This window comes from Bacillus kalamii, from assembly GCF_047238185.1.
Classification (GTDB): Bacteria; Bacillota; Bacilli; order Bacillales; family DSM-1321; genus Bacillus_AD.
On the sequence record NZ_JBDFMI010000001.1, the window covers coordinates 472,597 to 498,954 of the forward strand.

The 26,358-nt window shown below is 40.6% G+C and carries 26 protein-coding genes; 20 read left to right on the forward strand and 6 right to left on the reverse strand.

What is annotated here, in order from left to right; translation table 11 throughout:
* The first annotated feature begins 86 nt into the window (after nucleotides 1-86).
* Nucleotides 87-1,001 (forward strand): EamA family transporter RarD, encoded by a 915-nt coding sequence (rarD, locus tag ABC357_RS02440; RefSeq protein WP_412885969.1) that lies wholly within the window; start codon nucleotides 87-89, stop codon nucleotides 999-1,001.
* Between the two features lie 4 nt (nucleotides 1,002-1,005).
* The gene (locus tag ABC357_RS02445; protein WP_412885970.1) at nucleotides 1,006-1,491 is read left to right on the forward strand and encodes a tetratricopeptide repeat protein; all 486 of its coding nucleotides are present in this window, start codon (nucleotides 1,006-1,008) and stop codon (nucleotides 1,489-1,491) included.
* A gap of 179 nt (nucleotides 1,492-1,670) precedes the next feature.
* Here the strand turns inward: ABC357_RS02445 and ABC357_RS02450 are convergent, their stop codons facing one another.
* The gene (locus ABC357_RS02450; protein WP_412888556.1) at nucleotides 1,671-2,855 is read right to left on the reverse strand and encodes an ABC transporter permease; all 1,185 of its coding nucleotides are present in this window, start codon (nucleotides 2,853-2,855) and stop codon (nucleotides 1,671-1,673) included.
* Nucleotides 2,856-3,037: 182 nt separating this feature from the next.
* Here ABC357_RS02450 and ABC357_RS02455 point away from each other — a divergent pair, with 182 nt between their 5' ends.
* From ABC357_RS02455 to ABC357_RS02465, 3 genes are all read left to right on the forward strand, one after another.
* Nucleotides 3,038-3,658 (forward strand): TetR/AcrR family transcriptional regulator, encoded by a 621-nt coding sequence (locus ABC357_RS02455; protein ID WP_412885971.1) that lies wholly within the window; start codon nucleotides 3,038-3,040, stop codon nucleotides 3,656-3,658.
* 427 nt (nucleotides 3,659-4,085) lie between these two features.
* Nucleotides 4,086-4,880 carry a phosphotransferase enzyme family protein gene (locus ABC357_RS02460; protein WP_412885972.1) on the forward strand — a complete coding sequence of 265 codons (795 nt, stop codon included), beginning with the start codon at nucleotides 4,086-4,088 and terminating at the stop codon, nucleotides 4,878-4,880.
* 297 nt (nucleotides 4,881-5,177) lie between these two features.
* Nucleotides 5,178-5,924: an SDR family NAD(P)-dependent oxidoreductase gene (locus ABC357_RS02465; protein WP_412885973.1), complete on the forward strand. Its 747-nt coding sequence runs from the start codon at nucleotides 5,178-5,180 to the stop codon at nucleotides 5,922-5,924.
* 42 nt (nucleotides 5,925-5,966) lie between these two features.
* On the opposite strand, the gene ABC357_RS02470 is transcribed toward ABC357_RS02465, so the two are convergent.
* The 4 genes from ABC357_RS02470 to ABC357_RS02485 form a co-directional block, all read right to left on the reverse strand.
* Nucleotides 5,967-6,560, reverse strand: coding sequence for a TetR/AcrR family transcriptional regulator (locus tag ABC357_RS02470; protein ID WP_412885974.1), 594 nt, complete (start codon nucleotides 6,558-6,560; stop codon nucleotides 5,967-5,969).
* A gap of 85 nt (nucleotides 6,561-6,645) precedes the next feature.
* Nucleotides 6,646-7,491 (reverse strand): DUF2785 domain-containing protein, encoded by an 846-nt coding sequence (locus tag ABC357_RS02475; RefSeq protein WP_412885975.1) that lies wholly within the window; start codon nucleotides 7,489-7,491, stop codon nucleotides 6,646-6,648.
* Between the two features lie 143 nt (nucleotides 7,492-7,634).
* Nucleotides 7,635-9,161 (reverse strand): Na+/H+ antiporter NhaC family protein, encoded by a 1,527-nt coding sequence (locus ABC357_RS02480; RefSeq protein ID WP_412885976.1) that lies wholly within the window; start codon nucleotides 9,159-9,161, stop codon nucleotides 7,635-7,637.
* 208 nt (nucleotides 9,162-9,369) lie between these two features.
* A complete protein-coding gene (locus ABC357_RS02485) occupies nucleotides 9,370-10,170 on the reverse strand; it encodes an NAD kinase (RefSeq protein WP_412885977.1) in 801 nt (266 codons plus the stop codon).
* Nucleotides 10,171-10,375: 205 nt separating this feature from the next.
* On the opposite strand from ABC357_RS02485, the gene sppA reads away from it, so the two are divergent.
* The 9 genes from sppA to ABC357_RS02530 all read left to right on the forward strand — a co-directional run bounded on the left by sppA (nucleotide 10,376) and on the right by ABC357_RS02530 (nucleotide 18,114).
* The gene (gene sppA / locus ABC357_RS02490; RefSeq protein ID WP_412885978.1) at nucleotides 10,376-11,398 is read left to right on the forward strand and encodes a signal peptide peptidase SppA; all 1,023 of its coding nucleotides are present in this window, start codon (nucleotides 10,376-10,378) and stop codon (nucleotides 11,396-11,398) included.
* 12 nt (nucleotides 11,399-11,410) lie between these two features.
* Nucleotides 11,411-12,010, forward strand: coding sequence for an RDD family protein (locus ABC357_RS02495; protein WP_412885979.1), 600 nt, complete (start codon nucleotides 11,411-11,413; stop codon nucleotides 12,008-12,010).
* A 74-nt stretch (nucleotides 12,011-12,084) separates the two neighbouring features.
* Nucleotides 12,085-12,747 (forward strand): DUF2953 domain-containing protein, encoded by a 663-nt coding sequence (locus ABC357_RS02500; protein ID WP_412885980.1) that lies wholly within the window; start codon nucleotides 12,085-12,087, stop codon nucleotides 12,745-12,747.
* 26 nt (nucleotides 12,748-12,773) lie between these two features.
* Nucleotides 12,774-13,241: a GerW family sporulation protein gene (gene ytfJ / locus ABC357_RS02505; protein ID WP_412885981.1), complete on the forward strand. Its 468-nt coding sequence runs from the start codon at nucleotides 12,774-12,776 to the stop codon at nucleotides 13,239-13,241.
* A gap of 111 nt (nucleotides 13,242-13,352) precedes the next feature.
* Nucleotides 13,353-13,853 carry a thiol peroxidase gene (tpx, locus tag ABC357_RS02510; RefSeq protein WP_412885982.1) on the forward strand — a complete coding sequence of 167 codons (501 nt, stop codon included), beginning with the start codon at nucleotides 13,353-13,355 and terminating at the stop codon, nucleotides 13,851-13,853.
* 176 nt (nucleotides 13,854-14,029) lie between these two features.
* Nucleotides 14,030-15,022, forward strand: a complete 993-nt coding sequence (locus ABC357_RS02515) for a class I SAM-dependent methyltransferase (RefSeq protein ID WP_412885983.1) — start codon at nucleotides 14,030-14,032, stop codon at nucleotides 15,020-15,022.
* A gap of 380 nt (nucleotides 15,023-15,402) precedes the next feature.
* Nucleotides 15,403-16,623 (forward strand): acetate kinase, encoded by a 1,221-nt coding sequence (locus ABC357_RS02520; RefSeq protein WP_412885984.1) that lies wholly within the window; start codon nucleotides 15,403-15,405, stop codon nucleotides 16,621-16,623.
* A gap of 145 nt (nucleotides 16,624-16,768) precedes the next feature.
* Nucleotides 16,769-17,611, forward strand: coding sequence for an EcsC family protein (locus ABC357_RS02525; RefSeq protein ID WP_412885985.1), 843 nt, complete (start codon nucleotides 16,769-16,771; stop codon nucleotides 17,609-17,611).
* Nucleotides 17,608-18,114: a MogA/MoaB family molybdenum cofactor biosynthesis protein gene (locus ABC357_RS02530; RefSeq protein WP_412885986.1), complete on the forward strand. Its 507-nt coding sequence runs from the start codon at nucleotides 17,608-17,610 to the stop codon at nucleotides 18,112-18,114. The genes ABC357_RS02525 and ABC357_RS02530 overlap by 4 nt, the downstream gene beginning before the upstream one ends.
* A 43-nt stretch (nucleotides 18,115-18,157) precedes the next feature.
* Here ABC357_RS02530 and ABC357_RS02535 read toward each other — a convergent pair whose 3' ends face one another.
* Nucleotides 18,158-18,484, reverse strand: coding sequence for a molybdopterin-binding domain-containing protein (locus ABC357_RS02535; protein ID WP_412885987.1), 327 nt, complete (start codon nucleotides 18,482-18,484; stop codon nucleotides 18,158-18,160).
* 184 nt (nucleotides 18,485-18,668) lie between these two features.
* On the opposite strand from ABC357_RS02535, the gene ABC357_RS02540 reads away from it, so the two are divergent.
* The 6 genes from ABC357_RS02540 (at nucleotide 18,669) to ABC357_RS02565 (ending at nucleotide 26,332) form a co-directional block, all read left to right on the forward strand.
* The gene (locus ABC357_RS02540) at nucleotides 18,669-19,907 is read left to right on the forward strand and encodes an argininosuccinate synthase (RefSeq protein WP_412885988.1); all 1,239 of its coding nucleotides are present in this window, start codon (nucleotides 18,669-18,671) and stop codon (nucleotides 19,905-19,907) included.
* Nucleotides 19,904-21,283: an argininosuccinate lyase gene (argH, locus tag ABC357_RS02545; protein WP_412885989.1), complete on the forward strand. Its 1,380-nt coding sequence runs from the start codon at nucleotides 19,904-19,906 to the stop codon at nucleotides 21,281-21,283. Before ABC357_RS02540 ends, argH begins: the two co-directional genes overlap by 4 nt.
* Before the next feature lie 140 nt (nucleotides 21,284-21,423).
* Nucleotides 21,424-22,407 (forward strand): HD domain-containing protein, encoded by a 984-nt coding sequence (locus tag ABC357_RS02550; RefSeq protein ID WP_412885990.1) that lies wholly within the window; start codon nucleotides 21,424-21,426, stop codon nucleotides 22,405-22,407.
* Nucleotides 22,408-23,065: 658 nt separating this feature from the next.
* On the forward strand, nucleotides 23,066-24,256 hold the full coding sequence (locus ABC357_RS02555; protein WP_412885991.1) for an MFS transporter: 1,191 nt from the start codon (nucleotides 23,066-23,068) through the stop codon (nucleotides 24,254-24,256).
* Between the two features lie 436 nt (nucleotides 24,257-24,692).
* Complete coding sequence (locus ABC357_RS02560) at nucleotides 24,693-25,553, forward strand: alpha/beta fold hydrolase (protein WP_412885992.1); 861 nt, start codon at nucleotides 24,693-24,695, stop codon at nucleotides 25,551-25,553.
* A complete protein-coding gene (locus tag ABC357_RS02565; RefSeq protein WP_412885993.1) occupies nucleotides 25,550-26,332 on the forward strand; it encodes a hypothetical protein in 783 nt (260 codons plus the stop codon). Before ABC357_RS02560 ends, ABC357_RS02565 begins: the two co-directional genes overlap by 4 nt.
* The last annotated feature ends 26 nt before the right edge of the window (nucleotides 26,333-26,358 follow it).

Genomic DNA, 26,358 nt, shown 5'->3' on the forward strand with positions numbered 1-26,358 from the left:
AGAAAATATCCTAAGCCCAGCAATGTTCGGCTTTCTTTTTTTATGGTATCATAATGTGAAAATTCTAACAGTTGGAAGGCGAAAACATGAACGATAGAAGAGAAAAAGAGGGCATTGTATACGGGGCACTTTCCTATATTTTATGGGGTTTTATCCCGATCTACTGGAAACTGCTTCAGGGAGTGGGAGCAGGAGAAATATTGGCTCACCGAATCATATGGTCCTTTGTATTCATGGTGATTCTGCTGCTATTTTCCCGGCAATGGAAGGGATTCACCCAATATGTAAACGAAATTATACATAATAAAAAGAAATGTTGGTCTTTATTCGCAGCATCGGTATTCGTAAGCGCGAACTGGGGTATTTTTATTTGGGCAGTGAATGCGGATCGGATTTTGGACACCAGCTTGGGTTATTATATAAACCCGCTTGTCAGCATTCTGCTCGGTGTCACGGTCCTGAAGGAAAAGCTTAGCAAAGCCCAAGTTGTCTCTGTCCTGCTGGCTGCGATCGGTGTCCTTGTCATGACTGTTTATCTCGGCAGCTTTCCGTGGATATCCATTTCATTGGCATTGACATTCGGTATTTATGGATTGGCTAAAAAATTGATTAATGCCGAGGCTGCCATCGGATTGACGCTTGAAACGATGATGATTCTTCCTTTTGCGCTTGGCTACGCTATCTATATTATGGTGAAGGGAGATTCCATGTTTTTTTCCGGCAGCAATTCTTGGCTGATGATGGGTGGAGGAATAGCAACTGCATTGCCGCTCCTGTTATTTGCGATGGGAGCCAAACATGTCCCATTATCAATGATGGGATTCCTGCAGTATATTGCACCTACCATCTCATTGGCGATTGGTGTCCTCATGTACCATGAAGCATTTACCAAAATCCACTTGGTTACTTTTTTGTTTATTTGGAGTGCTCTAATTCTCTTTTCGGTTTCACAATTGAAAATGAAAACACATCATAAAAGGGAGCTGCGGAAAGGGGCTTAAACTTATGTATGAAGAATTAAGGGAAGCAATCTGTTTGAGGGATAGGGGATGTTTGGAGCAGGCGAATGAACGGTTGATTGAGCTAGCTGAGTTACATAAAGAAGATGCTTTAATCCACTATCATTGCGCTTGGAGTTTTGATGCTTTAGGAAGAGAAACGGAAGCCATATCCCATTATGTGAAGGCTATTGAGTCGGATTTGCAGGGGGATGAACTGAAAGGCGCCTATATTGGATTGGGCAGTACCTATCGTTCTGTCGGTATGTATGATCTGGCTATTCAGACCTTTGAAAAAGGGCTCGAAGTGTTTCCAGCCAATCCGGCACTCACCATTTTTTACAGTATGGCTCTCTATAATATTGGCCGGCATGAAAAAGCGATGGAGCTATTGCTGAATGGAATTGTCGACCATACGAAAAATGAGGAAATTAAAAGCTTCGAACGAGCTATCCGTTTTTATAGCACACAACTGAATACCATTTGGACATAAGAAAAAAAGTGCCGATGACTAGAGTCGGCACTTTTTTATGTATAAAAGTTTGCTTTTTTATTGCCTATCGGCGTAGGAGAGCTGAAAAGAATATCTAACTGTTTAATAAATAAAGTGTTGTTTAAAAAACGGAGAGTTACTTTAATTGTAACCTCTCCGTTTTGGATACTATCTATTTTTTATCCCATCTGTTTTACACTGATTTTCTCTTGTTTGACATTTGATTTAAGGGTAGAAAGGAATAAAACAACTAGGCTTCCTAAACCAATCCAAACTAATACGCTGATCGGTTGGCTCCAGCTCAATCCTTTACCAAAGAAGAATACATCTTGAAGTCCCTCAACCATAAAACGCATTGGCAACCATGAGAAAATCCACTCTTTATAGAACGAAGGCATAAATTCTGGTGCCATTGCTAATAATGGAGCACCAAAGAACAACAATAATACAAATATCGGCATGCCCGCAAGCCCGATCCACATAAGGACTGCTAAAATCATTAGGATAAAACTGAAGCTAGTAAGAGTTAAGAAAAGGGCAGTATCAGCAAAATTAGACATTTCGTACCCAAGCATTCCATCAGCTAACCAAGTCAATCCATAACCGATAAAAAAGGCAGCAATAGCACTTATGAACACTTGCATTGAAATGGTAGCCAGTTTTTGCTTTTTAGATGTGTACTCCCGTTTTCTTTGCGCTGTCCATAAAAGCACTGCAGATAATAAGCTTCCCATCCATATAGGTTGGAATAAAGACATTGGTACGCTTCCTTTTGTACCAGATTCATTTACATACGTTACCGTTTTGGCAATTGGCGAAGCTAAGACAGTTGCCTGCTCAATTGTTATCTTCTCATTTTTTGTTTTATATCCCTCTAAAAGCTGGCCCTTCATCTGATTATTCATATTATCTACGATGCCATTTAATAGTTGTGTAACAACAGTTGATGCAACGGCATTTTTCCCTTGATTAATATAGATTTTCAATTCTGGTGATGATGGTGCAGGTGTTTGCAATGAAGCTTGCTTCGCACTATAGTCTTTAGGGATTAAGAGAGCTCCATAGTATTCCTTATCATCCATGCCTTCTTTTGCCTTTTTATAGCTAGATACAGTGACCCACTTAATCGCAGGTTCATCTTCACCATTCGTTTTCTTCATTTGTTTTGTAATCCGATCAATCATTGTTTTCCCGAAGTTCATATTTCCTTTATTCGGGATATCTACTCCAAGATCTTCGTTTACAAGCGCAATCGGTACATGTTTGGGTGCTTGCTTTGCAGCTGGTATTTGAACAACAGCAAAAATAAAAGTAATAAGAATAGCTATGATTGGAGTGATTATAAATAGTTTATTTTTGAACATGCTCATTTTTGACCTCCTTATTCAATTGAAAATAATACACATCGTGTCTATTAATCTTCTTGGTGTATATTATAATTAGCAACAGAAAGGTAAACCACCATCAATCTTTTTAAAAATGATTAATAAACAACATATGAATGTTTAGTGTAGATTAATTGATATTTTATTTTAGGAGAAGAGTTATGGAAGAAGAAAAAATGGACAGACGAATTGGGAAGACAAGGAATGCGATTAGAGATGCGTTTACAGAGCTGATTGAGGAGATAGGCTTTGATGCTGTTACCGTAAGAGATTTAACAGAAAGAGCGAATATAAATCGAAGCACTTTTTATTTACATTATCGTGATAAGTACGAACTGTTGGAAAAAAGCGAAGGAGACATTTTAAAAAAAATAGAAGAAATCAATGTAAACATCAAAAAGCTAACGCATAAAGAGCTCAATACACTCTATAACGGCAGCAAACCACTCCCGTTTATCGTTCAGCTAGCAGAGTATTTTCAAGAAAATGCATCCTTTATGAAGGTTATTTTAGGACCAAAAGGAGATTCTTCTTTTCAAGAACGAATCAAAAAAATTATTGAAAAAAATATGCTTGAAAATATTCTCTCCAAATTTGAGAAAGAAAAATTACTTATACCCTTTGATGTATTTATGTCATACATTGTTTCTGCTCATTTGGGAGTCATTTTACATTGGTTAAACACAGATATGAAACAATCACCAGAAGAAATCGCAACACTCATATTTAATATGACATTTCAAGGTCCTATAAATGCTATGGGAATTAAAAAGCTTCTATAAACAACTTGGTGGTACGCGAGTAGATCGCCGTGTTGTGAATAAATGTGATTAAACAAGCTTGAGTATTGATTCAAGAGGGGCAAACGCTCCAGGTTCCTTGGTGGTCGAACGAGGCCGTTGTATTGTAAACCTGTATATACTCCCTTTATTTAAATGGAAATATATAGTAATATATAATGCGGAGATGGCAAAGAAAGGGGAATCGATTCTTATGTGGAATACCTTGAACTGATTAGTAAATGGGATAGAGCCAGTTGTCGTTCCTTGATTCTTGAGGATGCGTTTATTTGTCTATCTTAAATCATTCAAGGGAGACATGGTGTGGATAATTAAATTCCCGAGATTCCTTTTTAAATCTGCTTTTATTTATGGGAAATTACATCTCTATTGACACAATCATAGTGTCCCTAATTTTGGGGGAACTTTCATGAAAAGCCAATACGAAAATGAAAAATTATTAACTGGAGGGAATATCTCGAATGTATATCGTTCGGGAGATACTGTACGGCGAGACTTAAAGCCAGATGGCCCGAACGTTCATCAGCTACTCAAGCATCTGGAGAATAAAGGGTTCAGTAATGCACCGAAGTTTTTAGGTATTGATGAAAAAGGAAGAGAGATATTATCATTTATTGAAGGAATAGCTGGGAATTACCCTTTAAAAAAATACATGTGGTCTAATAAATCCTTAAAAAGGATAGCGAAAATGCTCCGTCGTTACCATGATGCTGTGAGTGACTTTCCGGTACCAGATGGCTGGAAACCAATGGACAAGACTCCAAACAAAATAGAGGTTATATGCCATAATGATTTTGCAATATACAATATTATTTTTAATCATGAAAGGCCAGTAGGTATAATTGATTTCGATCTTGCTGGTCCGGGTCCGAGGCTTTGGGACATAGCCTATACTCTTTATACTTGTGTCCCTTTAAGTAGGGTATATCATTCCGAAACAGGCGAGGCAGTGTACTATGATTCATCACAGCATGCTGACCGTCTAAAACAAAGAGTTAAATTGTTTTTTGAGTCCTACGGTGAAGAACATGAAGAAGCTTATTTAGAGATGGTATTGCTGCGTTTAGAAGGGTTATGTACATTCATGAAAAGAAAAGCTAGTGAAGGCGATCTTGCTTTTCAGAAAATGCTCGATGAAGGACATCATGAACATTACCTTAACGATATTTCCTTTATTCGCAAGAATGGAAAAGAATGGGTATAAGGCAGCTTGTATGTTGAAATGGCTGGGGCGTTAATGGAACAGAGAGACGGGAACATAACTAAGATGCCTTGCTTAAAGACGAATACTCTTACCTTTATAAGGTTATAAAATGAAAAAATCCGAACTGATGTAAAACTCTGCTAAGAATTTTACACCATAGTTCGGATTTTTCTTTAGCTAAAATACCTTTGTTACAGCGCTTAAAGTTAATTTACACAGAGTAAAATAGTTCACATTTAAATTTTATTATTCTATAATGAACGTGTAAATCATTTTAATGAAAAGGATGGGAGAAATATGGGACGTTTAGAGAATAAAGTAGCGATCATTACAGGTGCTGCAAGTGGGATGGGCGCCGAAGAAGCGAAAATATTTGCAAGAGAAGGGGCAAAAGTCATTGCGACAGACGTTCAGGAAAATAAATTGAACGAATTGATTGCCGAAATTAATCAAGAGGGCGGAGAAGCGATTGCAATTACTCATAATGTCGCTTCCGAAGAGGAATGGAAGCGTGTTATTGCGAAAGCGCTTCAACAATATGGGAAAATAGATATTCTGGTTAACAATGCAGGGGTAGCGACTCCTAAAACCATTTCAAATATGGAGATGGATGAATGGAACCGAATCATGAATATCAATTTGAACGGTTGTGTAATCGGCATGAAGTATGTCATTCCGGAAATGAAGAAGAACGGAAGCGGATCGGTTATTAATATTTCATCTATTGGAGGCATTGTCGGCATGGCAGGTACAAGTCCTTATACAGCTTCAAAAGGTGCTTTGCGATCCCTGACAAAAGCTGCTGCTGTCGAATTCGGCAAAGATTCCATCCGTGTGAATTCAGTACATCCGGGCATTATTGTTACGCCGATGACAAAGGATACTATGAAGGATTCCGATATGTATTACAGCACATTTACACAGCTTCCTTATTTTGGAGAGCCTGCTGATGTAGCCAATGGTGTCCTATTCCTTGCTTCTGATGAATCCAAATTTATGACTGGTTCAGAAATGGTCATCGATGGCGGTTGGACTGCCATTTAAATTTAGAGTGAAACATGAAAAATGGCCACCTGCTTCAGGCGGTCATTTTTCTGATTGTGCATATGGGCCGTATACAGAAAGATTGAGTAATGTAAAGGCCATTTCATCTTTGCTGATTGGGTACCCTTCCCGTATCCACCAAAGTATCACTTCAAAGTATGCCGCAGTCGTGTAAATATTGATGACTTGGCGGGGAGCCAGCAATTTGCTGTCATCAGGCTCGCGCAAATAGAGCCCTTCAGATACAAACTGCCCTATTTCTGCTTTGAATTTAATGCCGAATGGAGAATTCGGGTTACTTGCCAATAATGCTTTATAAAGCATGGTGTGATCTAAAATATGCTGGAACATGCGTAAAAACAATGGGTGTGGTTTTGTCCGGGAGAGAATCATTTCCTCTTCGGCATCGCTTGCATGGACAGTTTCGCGAAAATGATTTAATAATTCATCAGAGACAGCCTCAACCAACTTTTCTTTATCCTCGAAATGAAGGTAAAAAGTGGGCCTTGTTACCTTGGCTTCATCACAAATTTCTTTTACGGATAGTTCTTCTATATTTTTTTGCTGGATTAATTTTAAAAGGGCCTGTTTTAATCCTGTTTTTGTCTTTATGACTCTGGGATCTTGTTTTTTCATGTCAAATACCTAATCTTTCTATTTTAATGCAATTATCTATAGTATACCGAAACATTCGTATGTAAAGCCATCAGCAAGTCTAGTCTCAGGTTGGAAGCTGGTCTAGCTTCAATTCATTGATGGATTGACCTGATGCCCGGAAAAGAGGTTGAAGCCATTCATGGGCGGAAGAGATAATGAATATGCTTTGCAGCATTAATTTATAATTGGCATAGAGGTTCCAGTAGCATTCGGGGGAATACTCCTTTTCATATTGTGGCAAGCAGGCAGGAATAGAGCGCAGCTTCAGTGAGACATTGTCCATCGGAAGACCTCTTTCTACCATTGAAATAATCGGGAGCCAGAGCCTGCTTTCTTCATCGTGTTGAAAGACAGAATGAGAGTGCCCTGCTTTTTTCCATAACAGTTCGAAGACATCGGGATATATGGAAGGCGCGCACAGTGGATGTTTAATAAGTTCATAAAATGCATCGGAGGCATGGGCTATACTATGCGCCCACCCTTTATGGGGCACGTACCCTCTGGCATCCTTTTCTTTATCCAAATAGGATATGAGTGCTTCCTGTACACTAGTGTACAGGTCGGCCGGCAAAAAACGATCCTTCGCATCGCGGTGAAGAATCAAAGCGATGACGAGAGAGGTAAATGACCGGGTGAAGACACTATCGTTTTCAGGGAGATTGATGTCTTTATATAAGAAGTCCTTAGAAAGGCAGGTCTTCAGGAGATTTACTACAACTGCTTCTGAGAGATGCCTCTCAAGAATAAGTGTACAGAATGTACTGTAAATGAGTTGGTCGCGCAGTTCGCCATCACAGGAGCCGATATGTTTAATCATCTGTTTCAAGATAATGTCCTGGTTCTGTCTTGGCCATTGGGAAAAATCATTTTGGATAGATCGAAGTGTTTGCTTTAATTGAAATTCATTCATAGGATACTCCTTTAGGGGGGTGTATATATGTATTCATTAGTTCATTCGGGTTGTCTATGGGAAAATCCTTCTTTTCTTATCTTGGCATATAAAAAAAAGGAAGCGCAGAAGCGCATCCCTTAGAGTTGCCGGGTTTAAAACCGTTATATATCCAACTGTTGCCGCCCAACTGCCTGCTTTGCCTTCAATCTGTTGAAATGAAGTACGATGCCGGTGATCGTGGCGATGATAAAAAGATACGGAATGAAACGCATGCCTGTAAGTCCTAATAATAAAAATGAACATGCTGTAATCCCAGCGCAAATCAATGCATATGGCAATTGGGTAGTCACGTGTTCGATTTGAGTACAGCCGGCTGCAGCGGAAGCGACAGTAGTAGTATCCGAGACAGGTGAGCAATGATCTCCGAACAGGGAGCCTGAAAGGACGGCACTCATCATAAAGAACATCATCCCCGGATCGCTTGCTTGGGCGATTTGGGCAGAAATCGGAAGCATAACCGCAAAAGTTCCCCATGAGGTACCGGTGGCAAATGCCATGGCACCAGTCAAAAGGAATAAAATAAATGGCAATAATGTAACAGGAAGTGTCACTTTATCTATTAATCCCGCCAAGTAATTCCCTGTGCCCAGTTGGCCGACAAAATCGGATAATACCCAAGCGTAAAGCAGAATTTCCACAGCAGGCAAGGTTGTTTTCATACCCTTTCTTAAGGTGCCTGCCAAGTGCTTGGGGTGTTGTTGCTTTAATTTTACCTGGCGTGCATAGAAAACCAACGAAGCGAGGACAGCGATCGCTGCACCGGTGACTAATGACAAGCTTACTTCACTGTTAGAAAAAATATTGATTAAACCGGGTGTCTCACTGTTCATAAAACCAGTGACTATCATTGCAACGATAGCTCCTCCAGCCAATAAAGAAATCGGGATAATCAATTCCCAAATTGTTCCTTTTGGGTTATAGGCAATATGCTCATTCTGCACTTTTTTAATTGGCTGTTTCATTTTTCCTATATTAATGTCAAAGGTGGCAGAGGAAAAGACGAGCAATAATGTCGAGATGGCATAAAAGTTAGTCGTGGCAATTATCATGAAAGCCATTAATGGATTATCAGCCATATTAAGGGTTGCGAAAATGGTTGTTAATATAGCGATAATATAAGCTCCCCAACTGGATAACGGACATAAAACGCAGGTAGGATCTGACGTGGAATGGATCATGTAAGCAAGCTTTGTCCGCGGTACTTTTGCATGGTCAAGGACCGGTCCTGTAATTTGGCTGGTTACAAACATATTGAACACATCATCAGGAAATAAACTGATACCGCATGTGGCAGTCATTAATTGAGCTCCACGCTTACTATGTATTTTTCGTCCAATCCATTCCCCGAATGCCCGATTGCCTCCAAGTGTCGAAATAAGACCGGTAAGAATGCCAAGCATCAGTAAAAAGGAAAGTACATATAGATTTCCTATATTCCAGGCTCCTTCGTTGTAAAAAACATGGATAATGGCAAGCAGCACCGATTCTATACTTGAAAGGATATTCCCATTTTCAATTAATATGGCGCTAAGCAGAATGCCTGCACCTAAAGAAATCACAATCTTGCGCGTTAAGATAACAAGGGCGATAATAACGATCGGCGGAACGATGCTAATGATCGAATCCAATATAAAACACCTCCAAATAGTTCACAAGCAATAAGTATATCATGCATAAATATTTGTGAAAAGGTGAACAAGTTGATATTGCTTGTTTACTTTTCCTGTAAAGCGAAAGGAGGTGTTATAAAAAACCGGCATCCTCAAAATGAAAGAATGCCAGTTCAAAAGATAGGCGCTTATATTCTTTTTTTATAATGATTATTGAAAGGAACAGTTACAAGAATGTCCGCTTTACTTTTTCCCAAAAGGAATTATCTTTCAGTTTCACTGTTTTAATGACACGGTTGCTTAATGAAATATCGATTCTTTCGATATTAGACGTGCTGATCGCTTCATTATCCATTCCTATGATGGGATAGGAATTGCTGGAATCTGCAACTCTGAGCGATAGCTTCCGCTCCCCGTTCAGGATGAAGGGAGAACCCAGTGTGCGGTATGTATTATTATTCAATGAAGCCAGCTCGCTGACCTGGTAGCATGGAAGCATCGGGTCAACCACTGCACCGCTCATGGACTTGTTATAGGCGGTACTTCCTGTGGGAGTGGAAATAACCAGCCCGTCTCCACGAAATGTTTCAAAATGAAGGTCATCAATATATACATCCAGAACGAAGGTTTTAATGATGGAGGAACGGATGCTTGCTTCATTCAGGCAATAAAATGAAGGCTGGCCATCAAGGGATACTTCAATCGTTGGATATTTACGGACTTCAATTTGTGCATTATTGATGGCTTCCACAATTTTTTCTTCGTGCTGCAGGGAAAAATCACAATACATATTCAAGGTGCCTGTAGCCGAGATGCCTGCATAAAGGCAATCCTCCCTAAAGCCTGTTTTCCGTACCGCTTGAAGGAAAGTGCCATCTCCTCCGACTGAAACAATAATATTGGCGTTTTTGCTATCGGAAACTACAGTGAAATCATGGGAAGAAGCAAGATCATTCACATGCTTCATGATCTCATTTATCTTCGGTTCATTATTGTGATAAAAAAATACATTTCTACGATTGGTCATATGATCACTCCTTATTTATATGTCTAACGTGTAAAGTGATTGTTTCTTTCTATATTTTAACATTTTGTTGAAGGTTTTAAAAACTTTGTTAGTATTATTAAAGAGAAATATTTTTTTTGAAGCAATGTGGTATGTAATAGTATCTGTATACTAGCTTGTTTTCCATGCAGGCAGTACTTAAAAAGCAATTAGGAGGAATAATCAGATGAGTGGAAAAAGGTGGGCAGCTTTGGGGATCGCTGCGTTTTTATTTGTTTTTTCCCTGCTATTCAGCGGAGTCACTTCGTTTTTCTTTAATAATGATGAAGACAAAGCAGGAACATTCAGTAAGATGATGTCTTTTGAGGATGATGGATCGTTAGATGAAACCATCATTGAGGACGGAGATGCAACGCAAAAAATCGCAGTGTTGGATGTAGAAGGGGTTATTCAGGATTCAGGGGATGCATCATCTGTATTCAGTTCATCATCCTATAATCATAGAAGCTTTCTTAAGCAATTGGATAAGGTCAAGGATGATCCGGATATTGCCGGTGCGGTTATCCGTGTAAACTCTCCAGGTGGCGGAGTAGTGGAAAGTGCTGAAGTATACGATAAGATCCAGCAAGTCAAGAAAGAGACGAAAAAGCCAATCTATGTATCCATGGGAGCGACAGCAGCTTCAGGGGGATATTACATATCAGCGCCTGCAGACAAAATCTATGCTAGCCCGGAAACAATGACGGGTTCACTGGGAGTCATCATGCAAGGCTATAATTATGAGAAGCTCGCTAAAAAGCTTGGCATTGAAACAGTGACTATTAAAAGCGGTCCGTATAAAGATATTATGTCTCCTACAAGGGAGATGACTAAAGAGGAAAAAGAGATCCTTCAGGGAATGCTTAACAGTTCTTATGATCAGTTCGTCAAGATTATTGCCGATGGAAGAGGCATGACGGAAGAACAAGTGCGCAAAATTGCAGATGGACGGATTTACAGCGGGCGGCAAGCAAAAGAAATCGGGTTGATCGATGATTTTGGATATCTGGATGATGTGACGGCTGCCATGAAGAAAAAAATTAAACATAATGATGCCATGATCGTCCGCTATTCTGAGTCAACTGGTTTCGGCTCATTATTCTCAATGGCGTCACAAAAATTACTAGGTGAAAAGATGGCTCTTTCAAAGATGATGGACTCTGTTTCTAATACAACTTCCCCTAGATTAATGTATTTATATGCAGAATAGGAGGGAGCCGAGATGACTGATCATAAAGAACCTATGAATGCGAATGGTTATAACGAAGGTATACAGACACAGCCTGAAGAGGATGTGTTTAATGGGGGTTTAGAGAATGATAAGCCTTCTTTAGGCGAAGCGCTTAGTTATAAGCAAGAGGAGGTACACAACGCAGAACCGGTTATGGCTGAAGCAGCTATTGTTTTGCCGTATGCGGGATTCTGGCTGCGCTTCTGGGCCTATCTGATCGACTTGTTAATAATCGGGAGCTTGGATAGACTGATCGTAAAGCCGCTCATCCAGTTGTCGGGGGGCTCCGTTTACAACGAACGTTTTTTCTCACCAATGACGATTGCAACAACATGCGTCTTCTTTCTTTACTTCTTGTTAATGACAAGGTTTTTCCAACAAACCCTTGGGAAAATGGTCTTTGGATTAAAAGTGGTTTCATTGAAAGGAGAAAAGCTGACGTGGATAAGTTTGTTCTTCAGAGAAATAATCGGAAGGTATATTTGTAAGAAAATCCTGATTTTATACCTATTGGTAGGCATTCTGCCTAAGAAGCAAGGGTTGCACGATATTTTTGCGGACACATGTGTCATACTAGATCGAAATAGATAGACGATAAACCTGCCTAAGCAGGTTTATTTTTTTTGCCGGCTGACTACAATGGAAAGCTGAAAGGGTGTCCGTCTATGAAAATATTGCTTTTCTTTATTGCTGTCCTTATTTTACTGGCAATATACATTGTTTGTTCGAGCATTACTATATCACTTTTATATACCCATAACGCCGATAATGACCAGCTAGTCCTTAGGATAAAAGCATTGTCGGGCATCTATAGGAAGAAAATCAGTTTTCCTGTCATTAAAGTTAATGTCAGCAAAGGATCAGTTGACGTGAAAGAGAATCTCGATGCGGACAAGAAGAAGAAGGAATCCATAACAATGGAAACCATCAAGAGGCAAATTGATCAAACGAAGAAGTTCCTTTGGGCAATTAAGGATGCCAAACCGATCATTTCCGATTTTTTGCATAAAGTGAAAATAAATAAGCTCTTTTGGCATAGTGCCATCGGAACATCCGATGCTGCTTTGACAGCGAAAATAAGCGGTGTGGCGTGGAGCGTGAAGGGAATGCTTATCGCCCTTATGCAACAAACATTCTCTGTCAGATGCCGGATGGACTATGAGGTAATGCCGGTGTACCACCAAAAAAAATCCTCAACTGAACTTGAATGTATAATACAAATTCCAGTGGGGAAAGCTATCGTGACAGCGTGGAAACTGTTGGTCCATTACCGTGGGTCGAAAAAAATAGGTTCCACTTATCGAAAACAGACAAGCAATGTCAATTAAGAAATGGTAAGCAGGAGGAATAAACTATGTCAGAACATCCAATACAAGGCTTAATGAGTGCAGCGATGGAAAATCTTAAGGAAATGATTGATGTTAATACTATAATCGGTGACCCTGTTGAAACGCCTGATGGCAGTGTCATCCTTACTGTTTCAAAGGTTGGATTCGGTTTTGCTGCTGGGGGCAGCGAATTCAACGGAGGGCAATCAGGACCAGGAGGAGGACAGGGGGGAGGATCGCAGCAAGGCGATCAAAAGAAGCTTCCTTTCGGCGGAGGGAGCGGCGGTGGAGTATCTATAACGCCGATTGCCTTTTTAATCGTTAATCAAAAAGGTGTGCAAATGCTTCACCTCGACCAAAACACCCATTTGCTTGAACGGCTCTTGGACCTTGCCCCGGCGGCAGTGGAAAAAATCCAAGGAATGCTTGCCAAAAAAGAGGATAGCAGCGGCAGCTCAGGACAGAATCAGCAGCCGAAACATGATTTGGAATAGAAAGAGATGTTTGAAAATAATGGCTGCGGGTAGAGGAAATTATTGAATAAACATTCTAAAAAGCATATGATAACACTATACATATGCAGTTAATAAAGGGGAGATTTTAAGATGGCAAATGTAACATTTAAGAACAATCCAGTCACTTTGATCGGGGAAGAAGTGAAAGTAGGACAAACAGCGCCTGATTTCACTGTATTGCGTAACGATCTTTCAGAAGTGAAATTATCAGATTACGGTGATCAAGTGAAAATCATCTCAGTTGTTCCTTCAATCGATACAGGCGTCTGTGCAACACAAACACGCACGTTCAATGAGGAAGCAAGTAAAATCCCTAATGTGAAAATCCTGACAATCAGCTGCGACCTGCCGTTTGCCCAAAAGAGATGGTGTGCAGCAGAAGGCATTGAAAATGTAGAAGTATTGTCCGACCATAAAGACTTATCATTCGGCAAGGCGTTCGGGGTCGTTATGGAAGAATTGCGCCTGTTGGCTCGATCTGTCTTTGTTTTGGACCAAAACAATAAAGTGGTCTATGTAGAATACGTCAGCGAAGGAACAAACCATCCTGATTACGATGCGCCAATTAAAGCAGCGAAAGAGCTTCAATAATCGTCATGTAAAGAGAGTGAATAGAAAGCTGATTCTGGGGAAATGCATGCGTGTTTTCTCCCGGATCAGCTTTTTTGAATGGAAAAAAGAAACCCTTTTGTCGCCGATGGTTGCTCCTTTACGGATTTCACGTTCTTTGGTTACAATAGTGGATAGGAAGAACGGAGGTTTTACGATTGAAATTAGATAATATAGAAAAAGCATTCCAACTGCTTGATGAAACGGCCAGTGAAATAGAGAAGGAATGTGACTGTTCCTATCTAGAAGCCCTTTCAGAAACAGCAGAAAATATCTTTCATAAAGATGTTTTGCAGGAGGAGCTTAGTGATACTACAAAGAAAAGATTGAGTAAACAATATGAAGCAGGGCAATTCCTGCAATTCGATAAAGAAACAATCCGCAAATCATACCAGCTTGCTATTCTGAAGGGGATGCAGCAAAATACACAGCCTAACCACCAAATGACACCGGAAGCGATAGGGTTGTTTGCCAGTTATCTTGTCCGTAAATGCATCGGCAAAGAAACAGCCTTCAGAATGTTTGATCCGGCAGCGGGAACGGGTAATCTACTTTTAACTGTCCAGCAGCAATTCGATGACAAGGATGTGCATTGCATCGGGATTGATGTGGATGACTTATTAGTGAAGCTCGCGTACAACGCAGCTAATCTTTTGGAAAACTCGATGGAATTATATAACGGGGATAGCCTGAAACCATTGTTAATAGATCCAGTCGATATCGTGGTCAGCGATTTGCCTGTGGGCTATTATCCGGATGATGCGCGTGCAAAAGAGTTTAAAGTCCATGCCGAGGAAGGACATACATATGCGCACCATTTATTGATAGAGCAAAGTATGACCTATTTGAAGGAAGGCGGATACGGGATTTTCATCGTTCCAAATGGGATCTTTGAATCAGAGCAAGCTGATCTGCTTCATGCCTATTTAAAAGATGAAACGTATATCCAAGGTTTGGCCGTTCTGCCTGAATCGCTCTTTAAAAATGAACATGCAGCAAAAAGTGTATTGATCATACAAAAAAAGAAAGATGGCTTACAACCTCCTAAGAATGCTTTGTTAGTCCAACTTCCGAAACTATCGGATGGACTGGCCATGCAAGCAATCCTTCGTAAAATGGATCAATGGTTCGCTGAAGAAAAATCTCTCTAGGATACCTGTATGCAAGAAAACCCCGCATCTGAGAATGTAGTTCAGATCGGGGTTTTTTTAGATAAAACAAGCATAATCCGGCGAATATTGATATACTGGACTCGTTTGGCGGGCTACACCATTTCCAGCGAAATTTATTTTATCTGGAAAATGAAAGCACTCCCAAATAGTTGGTGTCTGTTATATTTTAAAATGTTTAGAAAAATGAAACACAATTCAGTTTCTGAAAAATTTCTTTATTTATTCATGAATTTATAACAAATTATCCTTGTAAATAGTGTAATTCAATGCTTAAATGTTACTGTAAGAAAAAGTATTACAGTAACTTGTGAAATTATATAACACAACATAGAAAGACAATGTAAAGGAGTGGCAGCCAAATGTCAAAAATAATGGCAATCAATGCAGGTAGTTCTTCTCTTAAGTTCCAATTGTTTGAAATGCCTTCTGAAGAAGTAATTACTAAAGGTCTAGTTGAACGAATCGGCTTAAAAGATTCTGTTTTTACCATATCTGTGAATGATGAAAAAGTAACAGAGGTGTGCGATATTGCAGACCATGAAGTAGCAGTTAAAATGCTGCTTGAAAAATTATTGAAGCATGAAATCATCGCTTCTTACGATGAAATTGAAGGAATTGGCCACCGAGTGGTGCACGGCGGAGAATTATTCAATGATTCTGCAGTTATTACAGAAGAAGTCCTTCAACAAATCGAAAGTCTTTCTGACCTGGCTCCACTTCATAATCCTGCCAATATTACAGGAATCCGAGCTTTCCAGCACGTGCTGAAAGATATTCCTGCTGTGGCCGTATTTGATACTGCTTTCCACCAAACAATGCCAGAAAGCTCATATTTATACAGCTTGCCATACGATTACTATAAACAATACGGTATCCGCAAGTATGGATTCCATGGGACTTCCCATAAATATGTTTCCGAAAGAGCTGCAGAGATGCTTGGTAGACCGGCTGAACAATTGCGCTTGATTTCCTGCCACCTAGGAAACGGAGCCAGCATTGCTGCTATTGAAGGCGGAAAGTCCATTGATACATCTATGGGATTCACACCGCTTGCAGGTGTTACGATGGGAACTCGTTCCGGTAATATCGACCCTGCTTTATTGCCTTTTATTATGGAGAAAACGGGTAAAAACGCAGAGGAAGTTATTTCTGTACTGAATAAAGAAAGCGGATTGCTTGGCGTATCTGGTTTCTCAAGCGACCTTCGCGATATCCAGCAACAAGCGGAAGAGGGCAACCACCGTGCTGAATTAGCTCTTGAAGTATTTGCGAACCGCATCCATAAGTATATCGGTTCTTATGCTTCAAGAATGTCTGGCGTGGATGCGATCATCTTTACCGCAGGAATTGGAGAAAACAGCGATGTGATTCGTGCGCGTGTATTGGATGGATTAGAATTTATGGGCGTTTATTGGAATCCATCACTTAATATGGTAAGAGGAAAAGAAGCGTTCATTTCGTACCCTCATTCACCGGTTAAAGTGCTTGTCATTCCGACAAATGAAGAAGTGATGATTGCCCGTGATGTCATGAGACTTTCTGGATTTGCTGAAGAAATGCCTGAAGCAGCGGAAATGTAATCAATTAATGAAAGAATAAGCTTGCAGTCTATGTTCGAAAAGAGACTGCAAGCTTTTTTATAGATTCGGGCGTTTTTTGCGGACTGAAAGCGGTATGTTATACTGAACAAAAGACGAATTGGAAAGAAAGAGAGTGTGACGGCCGTTGGCTTATACGGAGCGTGAAACAGTCATTTACAATGAAATTCTGGCATGGGAACAAAAAATTTACAGCTATGAAAGCACAGAGCTCGAAATGCTTTATAACAAAGCAATTGAAGGCAGCTTTTCCCTTATTCCTGAAGACAAGCAAGAAGAGTTTTTTCGATTATTAGATAATATGCTGTTTCATTTACACGCAATGATCCAGGGTACTCAGTTCCAGTTGGATGCGAAAGAGAGGATTTTATCTACTGCCCGGATTTTCTCGGAAGATATTGAGACGCTTGAGGAGATCAAAACCTTGTCAGCTGATCAATTAAAATACATAGCACAGCAGCAAATCGCACGGCACAGGCTCTACTCATTCGCACAGGGCGGAATCAGCGGGATGGGAGGGGCAGCGTTGATCGCTACGGATCTCCCTGCCATTGCCATCATTAATCTGCGCCTTGTCCAGTTGATTGCGATGTCTTACGGATATGAAGTGAATACTCCGAAAGAAATGATGATCTCCTTAAAAGCGTTCCAGACAGGGATGATGCCGGCCCGAATGCAGGCAGCAGGATTGACTGAGTTAAAAGAGTGCATCGCGGATTCCGATGAAGTGTATTTCTTTGAAGGAAATGAAGAAATAACAAACGTAACTTGGCTGGAAGAGCCGTTAAAGCAAACGATGAAATACTTGGTTATCTCGCTTCTGAAAAAGAAAAAAGTACAGGGCCTTCCTTTATTTTCAATGATGGTCGGCGCTGGTGCCAATTATGCTTTGACAAGAAGAATCAGTGATTTTGCCCATCATTTTTACCAATACCGATACTTGTCGGAAAAGGAAGGATATGAAATATGAGTGTCAGTGAACATAAACAGGAAGCAAAGCGTTCATTGAATATTGCCATCATTACAGTCAGCGATACACGGGTGGAAAGCACGGATAAGAGCGGCCAAAAAATGAAGCAATTAGCGGAGGAGAAAGGGCACAAGGTCTATTTCTACCGGATTGTAAAGGATGATGCCGGACAGATTGCTTCTGCAATCGAGGAATGCTGCCAAGCGGATGCTGTGGATGTCATACTTTTGAATGGGGGCACAGGTATTTCTAAACGGGATGTCACTGTAGAAACGGTTAACGGTTTATTGGATAAACACCTTCCGGGATACGGGGAAATTTTCCGATTGCTGAGCTATCAGGAAGACATAGGATCAGCGGCCATTCTATCAAGAGCCACGGCGGGGGTTGCAAAAGGAAAGGCGATTTTTACAACGCCAGGTTCTACAGGAGCTGTGACACTGGCTATGAATAAGCTAATCCTTCCTGAATTGGCGCATGCAGTCAGGGAGATTACTAAATAATAAAATGAAGCGGCAGCCATTCGGGCTGCCGCTTTGTTAATGTTCAAAAATGGGTTTTATCTCTTTCGTTCGTCGATTCCGGAGTTAACCGGAACCAAAGCCATAAGTCATTTATGGTGGAGGCCAACTGAGCAATTTGTGTATTCAATATACAGGAAGCATGGAGATTGTCTTCTTGCTCCATCAGTTCTTGTTTAGCGTTGATTTCGCTCTCGATCGCTTTGATCCGATCAGGAATGAGCCCTCTTTGATTTTCCCACTCTGCCAGAATCGCCGATTGTTCCCGTTGAGGAAGAGCTTCCCAATCAATCGAAGGGGCAGGGATGGAAATGCCCAGTTGATCGTTATAAATAAAGAAAGATTTGCTCATTTCAATCACCCGCTTCCGCGTCCATATGTATGCTTAGTTTACTATATTATAAAGAGGAAATAAATGAAGTAAAGGCATTTTCATTATTTTTTCTGAAACTTTAAAAAATAGAGCATTATAGGCTTGCATTAATGGAAAAATCCTGTTAAAGTTGTATCAAGATTTTGAATAAAAATTATATTGTATGTATTTTTATTCATATGTGGAGGGGACTAAATTGGGTAATCAAAAAGTAGTTTTAGCATATTCGGGCGGATTGGACACTTCAGTGGCCATCCAATGGCTTCAGGAGCAAGGGTACGATGTAGTGGCATGCTGCCTGGACGTCGGAGAAGGAAAAGATTTGGAGTTCATCAAAAATAAAGCAGTGTCTGTGGGAGCTGTTAAATCATATGTTATTGATGCAAAAGAAGAATTCGCGAATGAATTCGCATTGCGTGCCTTGCAGGCCCATACTTTATATGAAGGCAAGTATCCGCTTGTATCCGCTTTATCACGACCATTAATTGCTAAGAAATTGGTTGAAATAGCGAATTTGGAAGGAGCGGTTGCTGTTGCACACGGATGTACGGGAAAAGGGAATGACCAAGTGCGATTTGAAGTGGCGATCTCAGCTCTTAATCCGGATTTGCAGGTATTGGCCCCTGTGCGTGAATGGAGCTGGTCACGTGAAGAAGAGATCCAATATGCAATTGATCACGAGATTCCAATTCCAGTAAATTTAGATAGCCCTTATTCAATCGACCAGAACTTATGGGGAAGAAGCAATGAATGCGGAATATTGGAGGATCCATGGGCAGCTCCACCAGAAGGGGCTTACGATCTGACAGTAAGTATTGAAAAAGCTCCAGATCAAGCTGATATTATTGAATTAACGTTTAAACAAGGTGTTCCTGTCGCATTAAATGGCGTTTCTTATAAACTGGCTGATTTAATACTGGAATTAAACCAACTGGCAGGAAAGCATGGTGTCGGACGTATCGACCACGTTGAAAACAGACTAGTGGGAATCAAGTCCCGTGAGGTGTATGAATGCCCTGCAGCTATGACATTGATCAAAGCGCATAAAGAATTGGAAGATATTACGCTTGTGAAGGAAGTAGCCCATTTTAAACCGGTTATCGAGAAAAAATTGACTGAATTAATCTATGAGGGTCTATGGTTCTCTCCTTTAAAGGATGCATTGCTTGGATTCCTGGATGAAACACAAAAATCGGTCAATGGTGTTGTCAGAGTGAAGTTATTTAAAGGCCATGCAATCATTGAAGGCAGAAAATCAGATAATTCATTGTATGATGAAAAATTGGCAACATATACTACGGATGATGAATTTGACCATACAGCAGCAGTAGGATTCATTAAGCTATGGGGTCTTCCTACAAAAGTAAATGCGATCGTGAATGCTAAGAAGGTGAATGCGTGAAAAAACTATGGGGAGGCAGATTCACCAAGTCAGCCGAAGAATGGGTAGATGAATTCGGTGCTTCGATCTCCTTTGACCAGGAGCTTGTCCTTGAGGATATCGAAGGCAGCCTTGCCCACGTGAAAATGCTGGCGTATAGTGGAATCCTGCCTGAAGAGGATGCGCATAAAATAAGCGAAGGCCTTTTGTTGCTACAACAGAAAGCGAAGCAGCATGAATTGTCTTTCTCAGTGAAAATGGAAGATATCCATTTGAATCTGGAAAGCATGCTGATTGATGAAATCGGTCCGGTAGGCGGCAAGCTGCATACCGGCCGAAGCCGAAATGATCAGGTGGCTACGGACGTCCATCTGTATTTGCATAAGCAAGTGGAGCAAATTGTGGAGTTGATTGAAGAGCTTCAGCAGGCGCTTATCAAACAGGCTGAAGAGCATGTGGAAACAATCCTTCCCGGTTATACTCACCTGCAGAGAGCGCAGCCTATTTCATTTGCCCATCATTTGATGGCTTATTTCTGGATGCTGGAAAGAGACAAGGAACGCTTTAAGGAAAATGATAAGCGGATCAATAAGTCGCCGCTTGGTGCAGGTGCCCTTGCAGGAACGACTTTTCCGATTGACCGTGCCTATTCCGCTGAATTGCTAGGCTTCGAAAGTATCTATGAAAACAGTCTCGATGCTGTCAGCGACCGGGATTTTATCATTGAATTCCTGTCCAACAGCTCCATGCTGATGATGCATTTATCCCGTTTTGCGGAGGAAATCATCCTGTGGTGCAGCCAGGAATTCCAATTTATCGAGCTGGATGATGCTTTTTCAACAGGAAGCAGCATTATGCCCCAAAAGAAGAATCCGGATATGGCTGAATTGATCAGAGGCAAAACAGGTAGAGTGTACGGCAATCTATTCGGGTTGCTGATTGTGCTGAAAGGGTTGCCTCTTGCCTACAACAAAGACATGCAGGAAGATAAAGAAGGCATGTTCGATACCGTTAAAACAATAAATGGTTCATTGAAGATTTTTGCAGGCATGGTTTCCACGATGAAGGTCCGTAAAGCAAACATGGAAAAAGCAGTAAAATCCGATTTTTCAAATGCGACAGAGCTGGCAGATTATCTCGCTACTAAAGGGATGCCGTTCAGACAGGCGCATGAAGTCGTCGGACAATTAGTGCTCTCATGCATCCAAAAAAACTGTTACCTTGCTGATCTGTCTATGGAGGCGTTCAAAAGTGCGAGCGATCTTTTTGAAGAGGATATTTATGATGCACTTGAGCCTTACCAAGCAGTGAAAAGAAGAAACAGCGCCGGCGGTACAGGCTTTGAACAAGTACAGCAAGCTATTGATAAGGCAAAAACGTTATTAACAAATGTATAATATAGATCGTCAAAAAAGAAGCTATCGATGGATAGCTTCTTTTTTGATAGAATACACATATTCACTCACGGAATATATGATATGGCTGATATGGTTAAAAATGGAGACGGGCAGCCAAGAGATTAGGAGCTAGCAAGCCTATGAAAATAATAGATGATCTATACGGGGAATTTATGATTGAACCGGTTTTGGAGGAGTTGGTCAAGTGTTCTGCAGTGCAGCGTCTAAAAAAAATCCATCAGGGCGGTGCAAGCTATCTGGTAAATCGTCAATGGAACGGCACGAGGTATGAACATTCAGTCGGCGTAATGTTATTAATCCGGCAATTGGGAGGAACAGTAGAGGAGCAAATTGCCGGATTGCTGCATGATGTTTCCCATACCGCTTTTTCGCATGTCATTGACTATGTATTGGATGAAAAAGATGAAAATTACCATGAAAAAATCTTTAATCAAGTAATCGAACAATCAGAGATTCCGGATATTTTGGCTGCTTATCAGTTAGACTATAAACAAGTATTGTTCGATTTATCACAATGGAAATTACTAGAGCAGCCTTTACCGGAATTATGTGCTGATCGCATCGATTATACACTGAGAGATATGTTTACATGCGGAAACATATCATTGCGGGAGATTCAGGCATTTTTAACCCATCTGGCCATTGTAGATGAGAGTATTTTCATAGACAATGAAGAGGCAGGAGAATGGTTCGTGGATACTTATTATAAAGAGGTTATTGATTACTTCTTAGATCCATTAAACATCTTCGGTTCAGCAGTTCTCTCTAAAACATTAAAATTGGCGATAACTAAACATATTGTTAATCCTTCACATTTTTTAGGAAACGACAATGAGATCATCGATCGATTGTATCACTCGAATGATCAGGAGATCATCCGGTTATTGAATCAATTGCATGAAGAGGTTGAAGCAATAGAAGATGACCAGAACTTTGATTATTATATGAAACAGAAAGAGCGAATGATTGATCCGTCTGTATGGACGAAGCAAGGATTGGTTAAAGTATCCGCTATTTCCGAGAAAGTCCGTATGCAGCAGATAAGGGCATCCAACAAAGCTAAAAAGGGGGTCCATATAAGGGTGATTCCAAGAGGGGACTAACGTTAGTGATAAGAAAAACAGGTAATATCGCTATACGCTGCCAATTGCTGTATGGTTTGACGAATACAGAGCCCGGCAGATGCAGAGGCCATGGGAATAAATCTACTACCCTGGACTTTGCAGTTTGCCTTTAAAATAGGAAATGCCTATGCTATGATGGGCCTATAGATTGTAAAGAAGGTGTTTTACATCATGTATATTACATTTGGAAAACTAGTCAGAGATCTTTGCTCCGCACAAACGTATACGATGAAGCGTTGTTCGGAGCTTAATCTGGGAGCATAATGTTTCCTTTATTCATCGGCCTATAGTGAACAAAAAAAGTGTAGAAACCCTATGCTTATTTATGTGTGACTATATGCCGATGGATAATAGATTAAAGGCCATAAGACAATGCTTTGTCTTATGGCCTTTTGTTTTGGACATTTCTCTGATTTTTTTCAGATTGAAATCAGGTATGATTCGTTTTCAGCAATCATTCCGGCAAAGCAGAGGGCTGCGTCTTAGGACGCCGTCTCTCTGCTTTTTTTATTAAAAGGAAAAGAGGGAAAGAAGATGTTCGTGTTTAATCCTGTTCGGCTTCCCTATTCAATGAAGGGATATGGAAGGCTAAAGCATTGAATCATCTAGAAAAAAGAATCATAGAGGAGAATGAATAATGAATCAAAATTGGATAAAAAATATCACACTGTTTCTTACGGCACAGACGATCTCGCTGTTCGGGTCATCTTTGGTCCAGTATGCCATCATTTGGCATATCACTCTTTCAACATCTTCCGGCTCGATGATGGCGATTTCGACTGTTTGCGGATTTTTGCCGCAAATAGCTATTTCATTATTTGCTGGAGTATGGATTGACCGGTTTAATCGAAAAAAATTAATTATGCTTGCTGATGGAATAATTGCAGTTGCCACTTTATTGCTGGCTATTTGTTTTTTTATGGATTACGAACACATTTGGATGCTGTATGTTGTCTTGCTTATCCGCTCAGCCGGAACAGGCATCCAAACACCGGCAGTGAATGCGCTCATACCGCAAATCGTTCCCCAGGGTTATTTAATGAAAGTGAATGGTATAAACAGTACCATTGCTTCGTTAATCATGTTTCTGTCTCCGGCAGTTAGTGGTGCCATCCTAACAATAGCATCGATTGACGCAACATTTTGGATTGATATTGTTACAGCTATTATCGGCATTTCCATTACGATGATGGTCCCTGTAACGGCATTGCGCCAGCCTGAAAGCCGGGAACAATCGCACATACAGGGCATTAAGGAAGGGTTTAGATATGTAAAAGAGAATGCTTTTATAAAAAACTTGCTTGTTTTTTTGTTCATTGTTCTTATCTTAATAAGTCCATCTGCTTTTCTTACACCGTTGATGATCAGCCGTTCTTTCGGCGAAGAAGTATGGAGGCTGTCTGCCAGTGAAATGGTATTCAGTGCGGGAGCTGCAGCCGGCGGCATGTTGATCGCTGCCTGGGGAGGATTCAAAAATAGGATGCATACAACGGTATTAGCCTGTACCGGTTATGGGATATTAATGATTGCATTAGGACTATCTCCGATTTTTGCGGTTTATTTGATCAGTAACTTCTTGATCGGCATTACTATGCCTGTGTTTAATGCACCGATTACGGTTTTGCTGCAGGAGCATGTTGAGCCTTCCATGCAAGGTAGAATGTTCAGCCTTCTGCAGGTATCAAATTCATGTGCCCTTCCATTAGGAATGGCGTTTTTTGGGCCTATGGCTGATGCAGTCAATGTGGAAACGATACTGGTGGCGGCCGGAATACTCGTATGCATATGTGCATTTTATGTTTTTATAAGTAGAAAGCTTATGAAGTAACTAGTGAACATGGGGAAGGCGATCGCCTTCCTTCATGTTTATACTGTTATACATGATTGGAAGGAACTCAGGAAATATTTGTCGAATATTAGGATGGTATGTGTATCGGATAAATTTTGTGGAATTATGTTTTTGTGTTTATGCAGCGGTATGGGAAGGTTCATATAATGCGTTTGCGAGTCCCGCTTTTTTTGTGCATATTAGGTATCCTGTCAGCTTGCTTTCAACGAATTCCGACTTTCCTTTTAGGAGCTATACCGTATGCAATACGAAGTGCAGTATTCAGTGCGATTGCCTTGCTGATTTTTGTTTTGCTGGAAAGGACGAAGATGAATGAGAGAAGGGTTCATGCAGGAATCGGTATCTGGCTAATATGTTTGGGGATTTTTACCGATAAGATATCGGCATAAGATGTTGAATAGAAAGGAAGAATTCTATGTTTATAACGGTGGATGATGGTGTTGATTTATATGTTGAAAGACGCGGGAAAGGGGTGCCCTGCATTTATCTGCATGGAGGTCCAGGCTATTGGAGTAAGTCTTTCAGTGAAATAGCGGGGCCGTTGCTTGAGGATCAGTTTGAAATGATTTATTTGGACCAAAGGGGGTGCGGTAGGTCTTCCAAGCAATCAAGTGATTATTCCTTAAGAAGGCTGATGAAAGACCTGGATGAGATAAAGAAGCAGTTGAATATTGAAGACCATTATATGATGGGGCATTCATTTGGAGGAATTCTGGCCGCCAATTATGCCGCAGGGCATAATCCATTACTCAGAGGAATCCTGTTAATAAACGTTACTTTAAATATGAAGGAATCCTTCATCCATCAAATTAAAAAAGGATCCGCCCTGCTAGGGATTGATCCAATTCATATAAATACGGAAGATACTGGTGATTTTATGGATGCCTTTTATTATGTGCAAGCCCGTTTATATGAAGCAGGATGTTATTTCGACTTTCAATATATGGATATCAGCCATAAGAAACAATTGGATGATATAGATAAGGATATAGACGTTTCAGAGCAATTACAGCTATCTGTCTTTTCAGATCCGGATTTCTTTCAGGATTTTACCCTTATCACGAGCCGAATAGATGTTCCGGCATTCATTCTTACAGGTACTTGCGATGATGCAGTGGGACCGGACCATTACGAGAGCTTTCAATTTAAAAATGCCCTTATAAGAAAAATTGAAACTGCCCACCATCCTTACCTTGAAGCTCCACATGAATTCCAGACAGCGATTAGTGATTTTTTAAAGTATGAAAGCCGGTTATTAAAGGGGACATACAAATGAAGCAAATATTGGCCTTTGAGCATGTGGAAGAGTGTAGAAAATATGAAAGAACAATTGAATATCTTGCCGGTATGATCGGGTCGTATAAACATATTCTGGAAGAACAATATGCGTTGAGAGACAGCCCGAAGGGAATCGTATGGACGACGGATGAATTGGCTACTGAAGTCTTTTCGAATCAATGGATTCCTGCATATACAAATAAGAATGTAATCTTTATCACACCTGACTTAAATGGATGGAAGCATCTATTTCTGTCCCAATTAGAGGATAAACCGCTTCCCGATGCCAGGTCTTTTTACGAACAATTTTCAGAGAATGATTTGCTTGTCATAGTGGCCCATGAGCTTACCCACCATTCTGATCTGTTCATCGATGAATTCGATGATGAGCGCGAGGACAGTATTTGGTTCGAGGAGGGGATGTGCCAGTATTTGCCGAGGAAACTACTGTTAAGTGAGCGGCGGTTGGAAGAAATAACAGCTGTCGAGTTGAGTCTGGTGCACGAATTTCAAGAAGAATACGGAAAACGTTTGCTGGATGATTTCGGTACAGGGAGTTATGGGGACCGCCTATCGAGTATTATGTTTGATTATTGGCGGAGCTATCTCGCTGTAAAATATTTAGTGGAAGTACGTGCAGATCAAAATGTGATGAAGGTATTTGGTGAGTACCATAAATGGCATCATGAGGGAAGAAAGGTACCTTTAACTGAATACTTTGGATTGGAAGAGAAATTCTTCTTGGGAAGCGGCAGACCATTAGATATAGACTATTGATCTAAGACCTAATACAAGGGAGCGGT

Coding starts and splice junctions, on each gene's coding strand:
- ABC357_RS02560 (WP_412885992.1), top strand. CDS start 24,693: ATGTTTATAACGGTGGATGATGGTGTTGATTTATATGTTGAAAGACGC.
- ABC357_RS02455 (WP_412885971.1), top strand. CDS start 3,038: ATGGAAGAAGAAAAAATGGACAGACGAATTGGGAAGACAAGGAATGCG.
- ABC357_RS02450 (WP_412888556.1), bottom strand. CDS start 2,855: ATGTTCAAAAATAAACTATTTATAATCACTCCAATCATAGCTATTCTT.
- ABC357_RS02470 (WP_412885974.1), bottom strand. CDS start 6,560: ATGAAAAAACAAGATCCCAGAGTCATAAAGACAAAAACAGGATTAAAA.
- ABC357_RS02530 (WP_412885986.1), top strand. CDS start 17,608: ATGAGTGTCAGTGAACATAAACAGGAAGCAAAGCGTTCATTGAATATT.
- ABC357_RS02445 (WP_412885970.1), top strand. CDS start 1,006: ATGTATGAAGAATTAAGGGAAGCAATCTGTTTGAGGGATAGGGGATGT.
- ABC357_RS02555 (WP_412885991.1), top strand. CDS start 23,066: ATGAATCAAAATTGGATAAAAAATATCACACTGTTTCTTACGGCACAG.
- ABC357_RS02485 (WP_412885977.1), bottom strand. CDS start 10,170: ATGACCAATCGTAGAAATGTATTTTTTTATCACAATAATGAACCGAAG.
- ABC357_RS02520 (WP_412885984.1), top strand. CDS start 15,403: ATGTCAAAAATAATGGCAATCAATGCAGGTAGTTCTTCTCTTAAGTTC.
- rarD (WP_412885969.1), top strand. CDS start 87: ATGAACGATAGAAGAGAAAAAGAGGGCATTGTATACGGGGCACTTTCC.
- sppA (WP_412885978.1), top strand. CDS start 10,376: ATGAGTGGAAAAAGGTGGGCAGCTTTGGGGATCGCTGCGTTTTTATTT.
- ABC357_RS02500 (WP_412885980.1), top strand. CDS start 12,085: ATGAAAATATTGCTTTTCTTTATTGCTGTCCTTATTTTACTGGCAATA.
- ABC357_RS02565 (WP_412885993.1), top strand. CDS start 25,550: ATGAAGCAAATATTGGCCTTTGAGCATGTGGAAGAGTGTAGAAAATAT.
- ABC357_RS02540 (WP_412885988.1), top strand. CDS start 18,669: ATGTATTTTTATTCATATGTGGAGGGGACTAAATTGGGTAATCAAAAA.
- ABC357_RS02465 (WP_412885973.1), top strand. CDS start 5,178: ATGGGACGTTTAGAGAATAAAGTAGCGATCATTACAGGTGCTGCAAGT.
- ABC357_RS02535 (WP_412885987.1), bottom strand. CDS start 18,484: ATGAGCAAATCTTTCTTTATTTATAACGATCAACTGGGCATTTCCATC.
- ABC357_RS02550 (WP_412885990.1), top strand. CDS start 21,424: ATGAAAATAATAGATGATCTATACGGGGAATTTATGATTGAACCGGTT.
- tpx (WP_412885982.1), top strand. CDS start 13,353: ATGGCAAATGTAACATTTAAGAACAATCCAGTCACTTTGATCGGGGAA.
- ABC357_RS02495 (WP_412885979.1), top strand. CDS start 11,411: ATGACTGATCATAAAGAACCTATGAATGCGAATGGTTATAACGAAGGT.
- ytfJ (WP_412885981.1), top strand. CDS start 12,774: ATGTCAGAACATCCAATACAAGGCTTAATGAGTGCAGCGATGGAAAAT.
- ABC357_RS02460 (WP_412885972.1), top strand. CDS start 4,086: ATGAAAAGCCAATACGAAAATGAAAAATTATTAACTGGAGGGAATATC.
- ABC357_RS02475 (WP_412885975.1), bottom strand. CDS start 7,491: ATGAATGAATTTCAATTAAAGCAAACACTTCGATCTATCCAAAATGAT.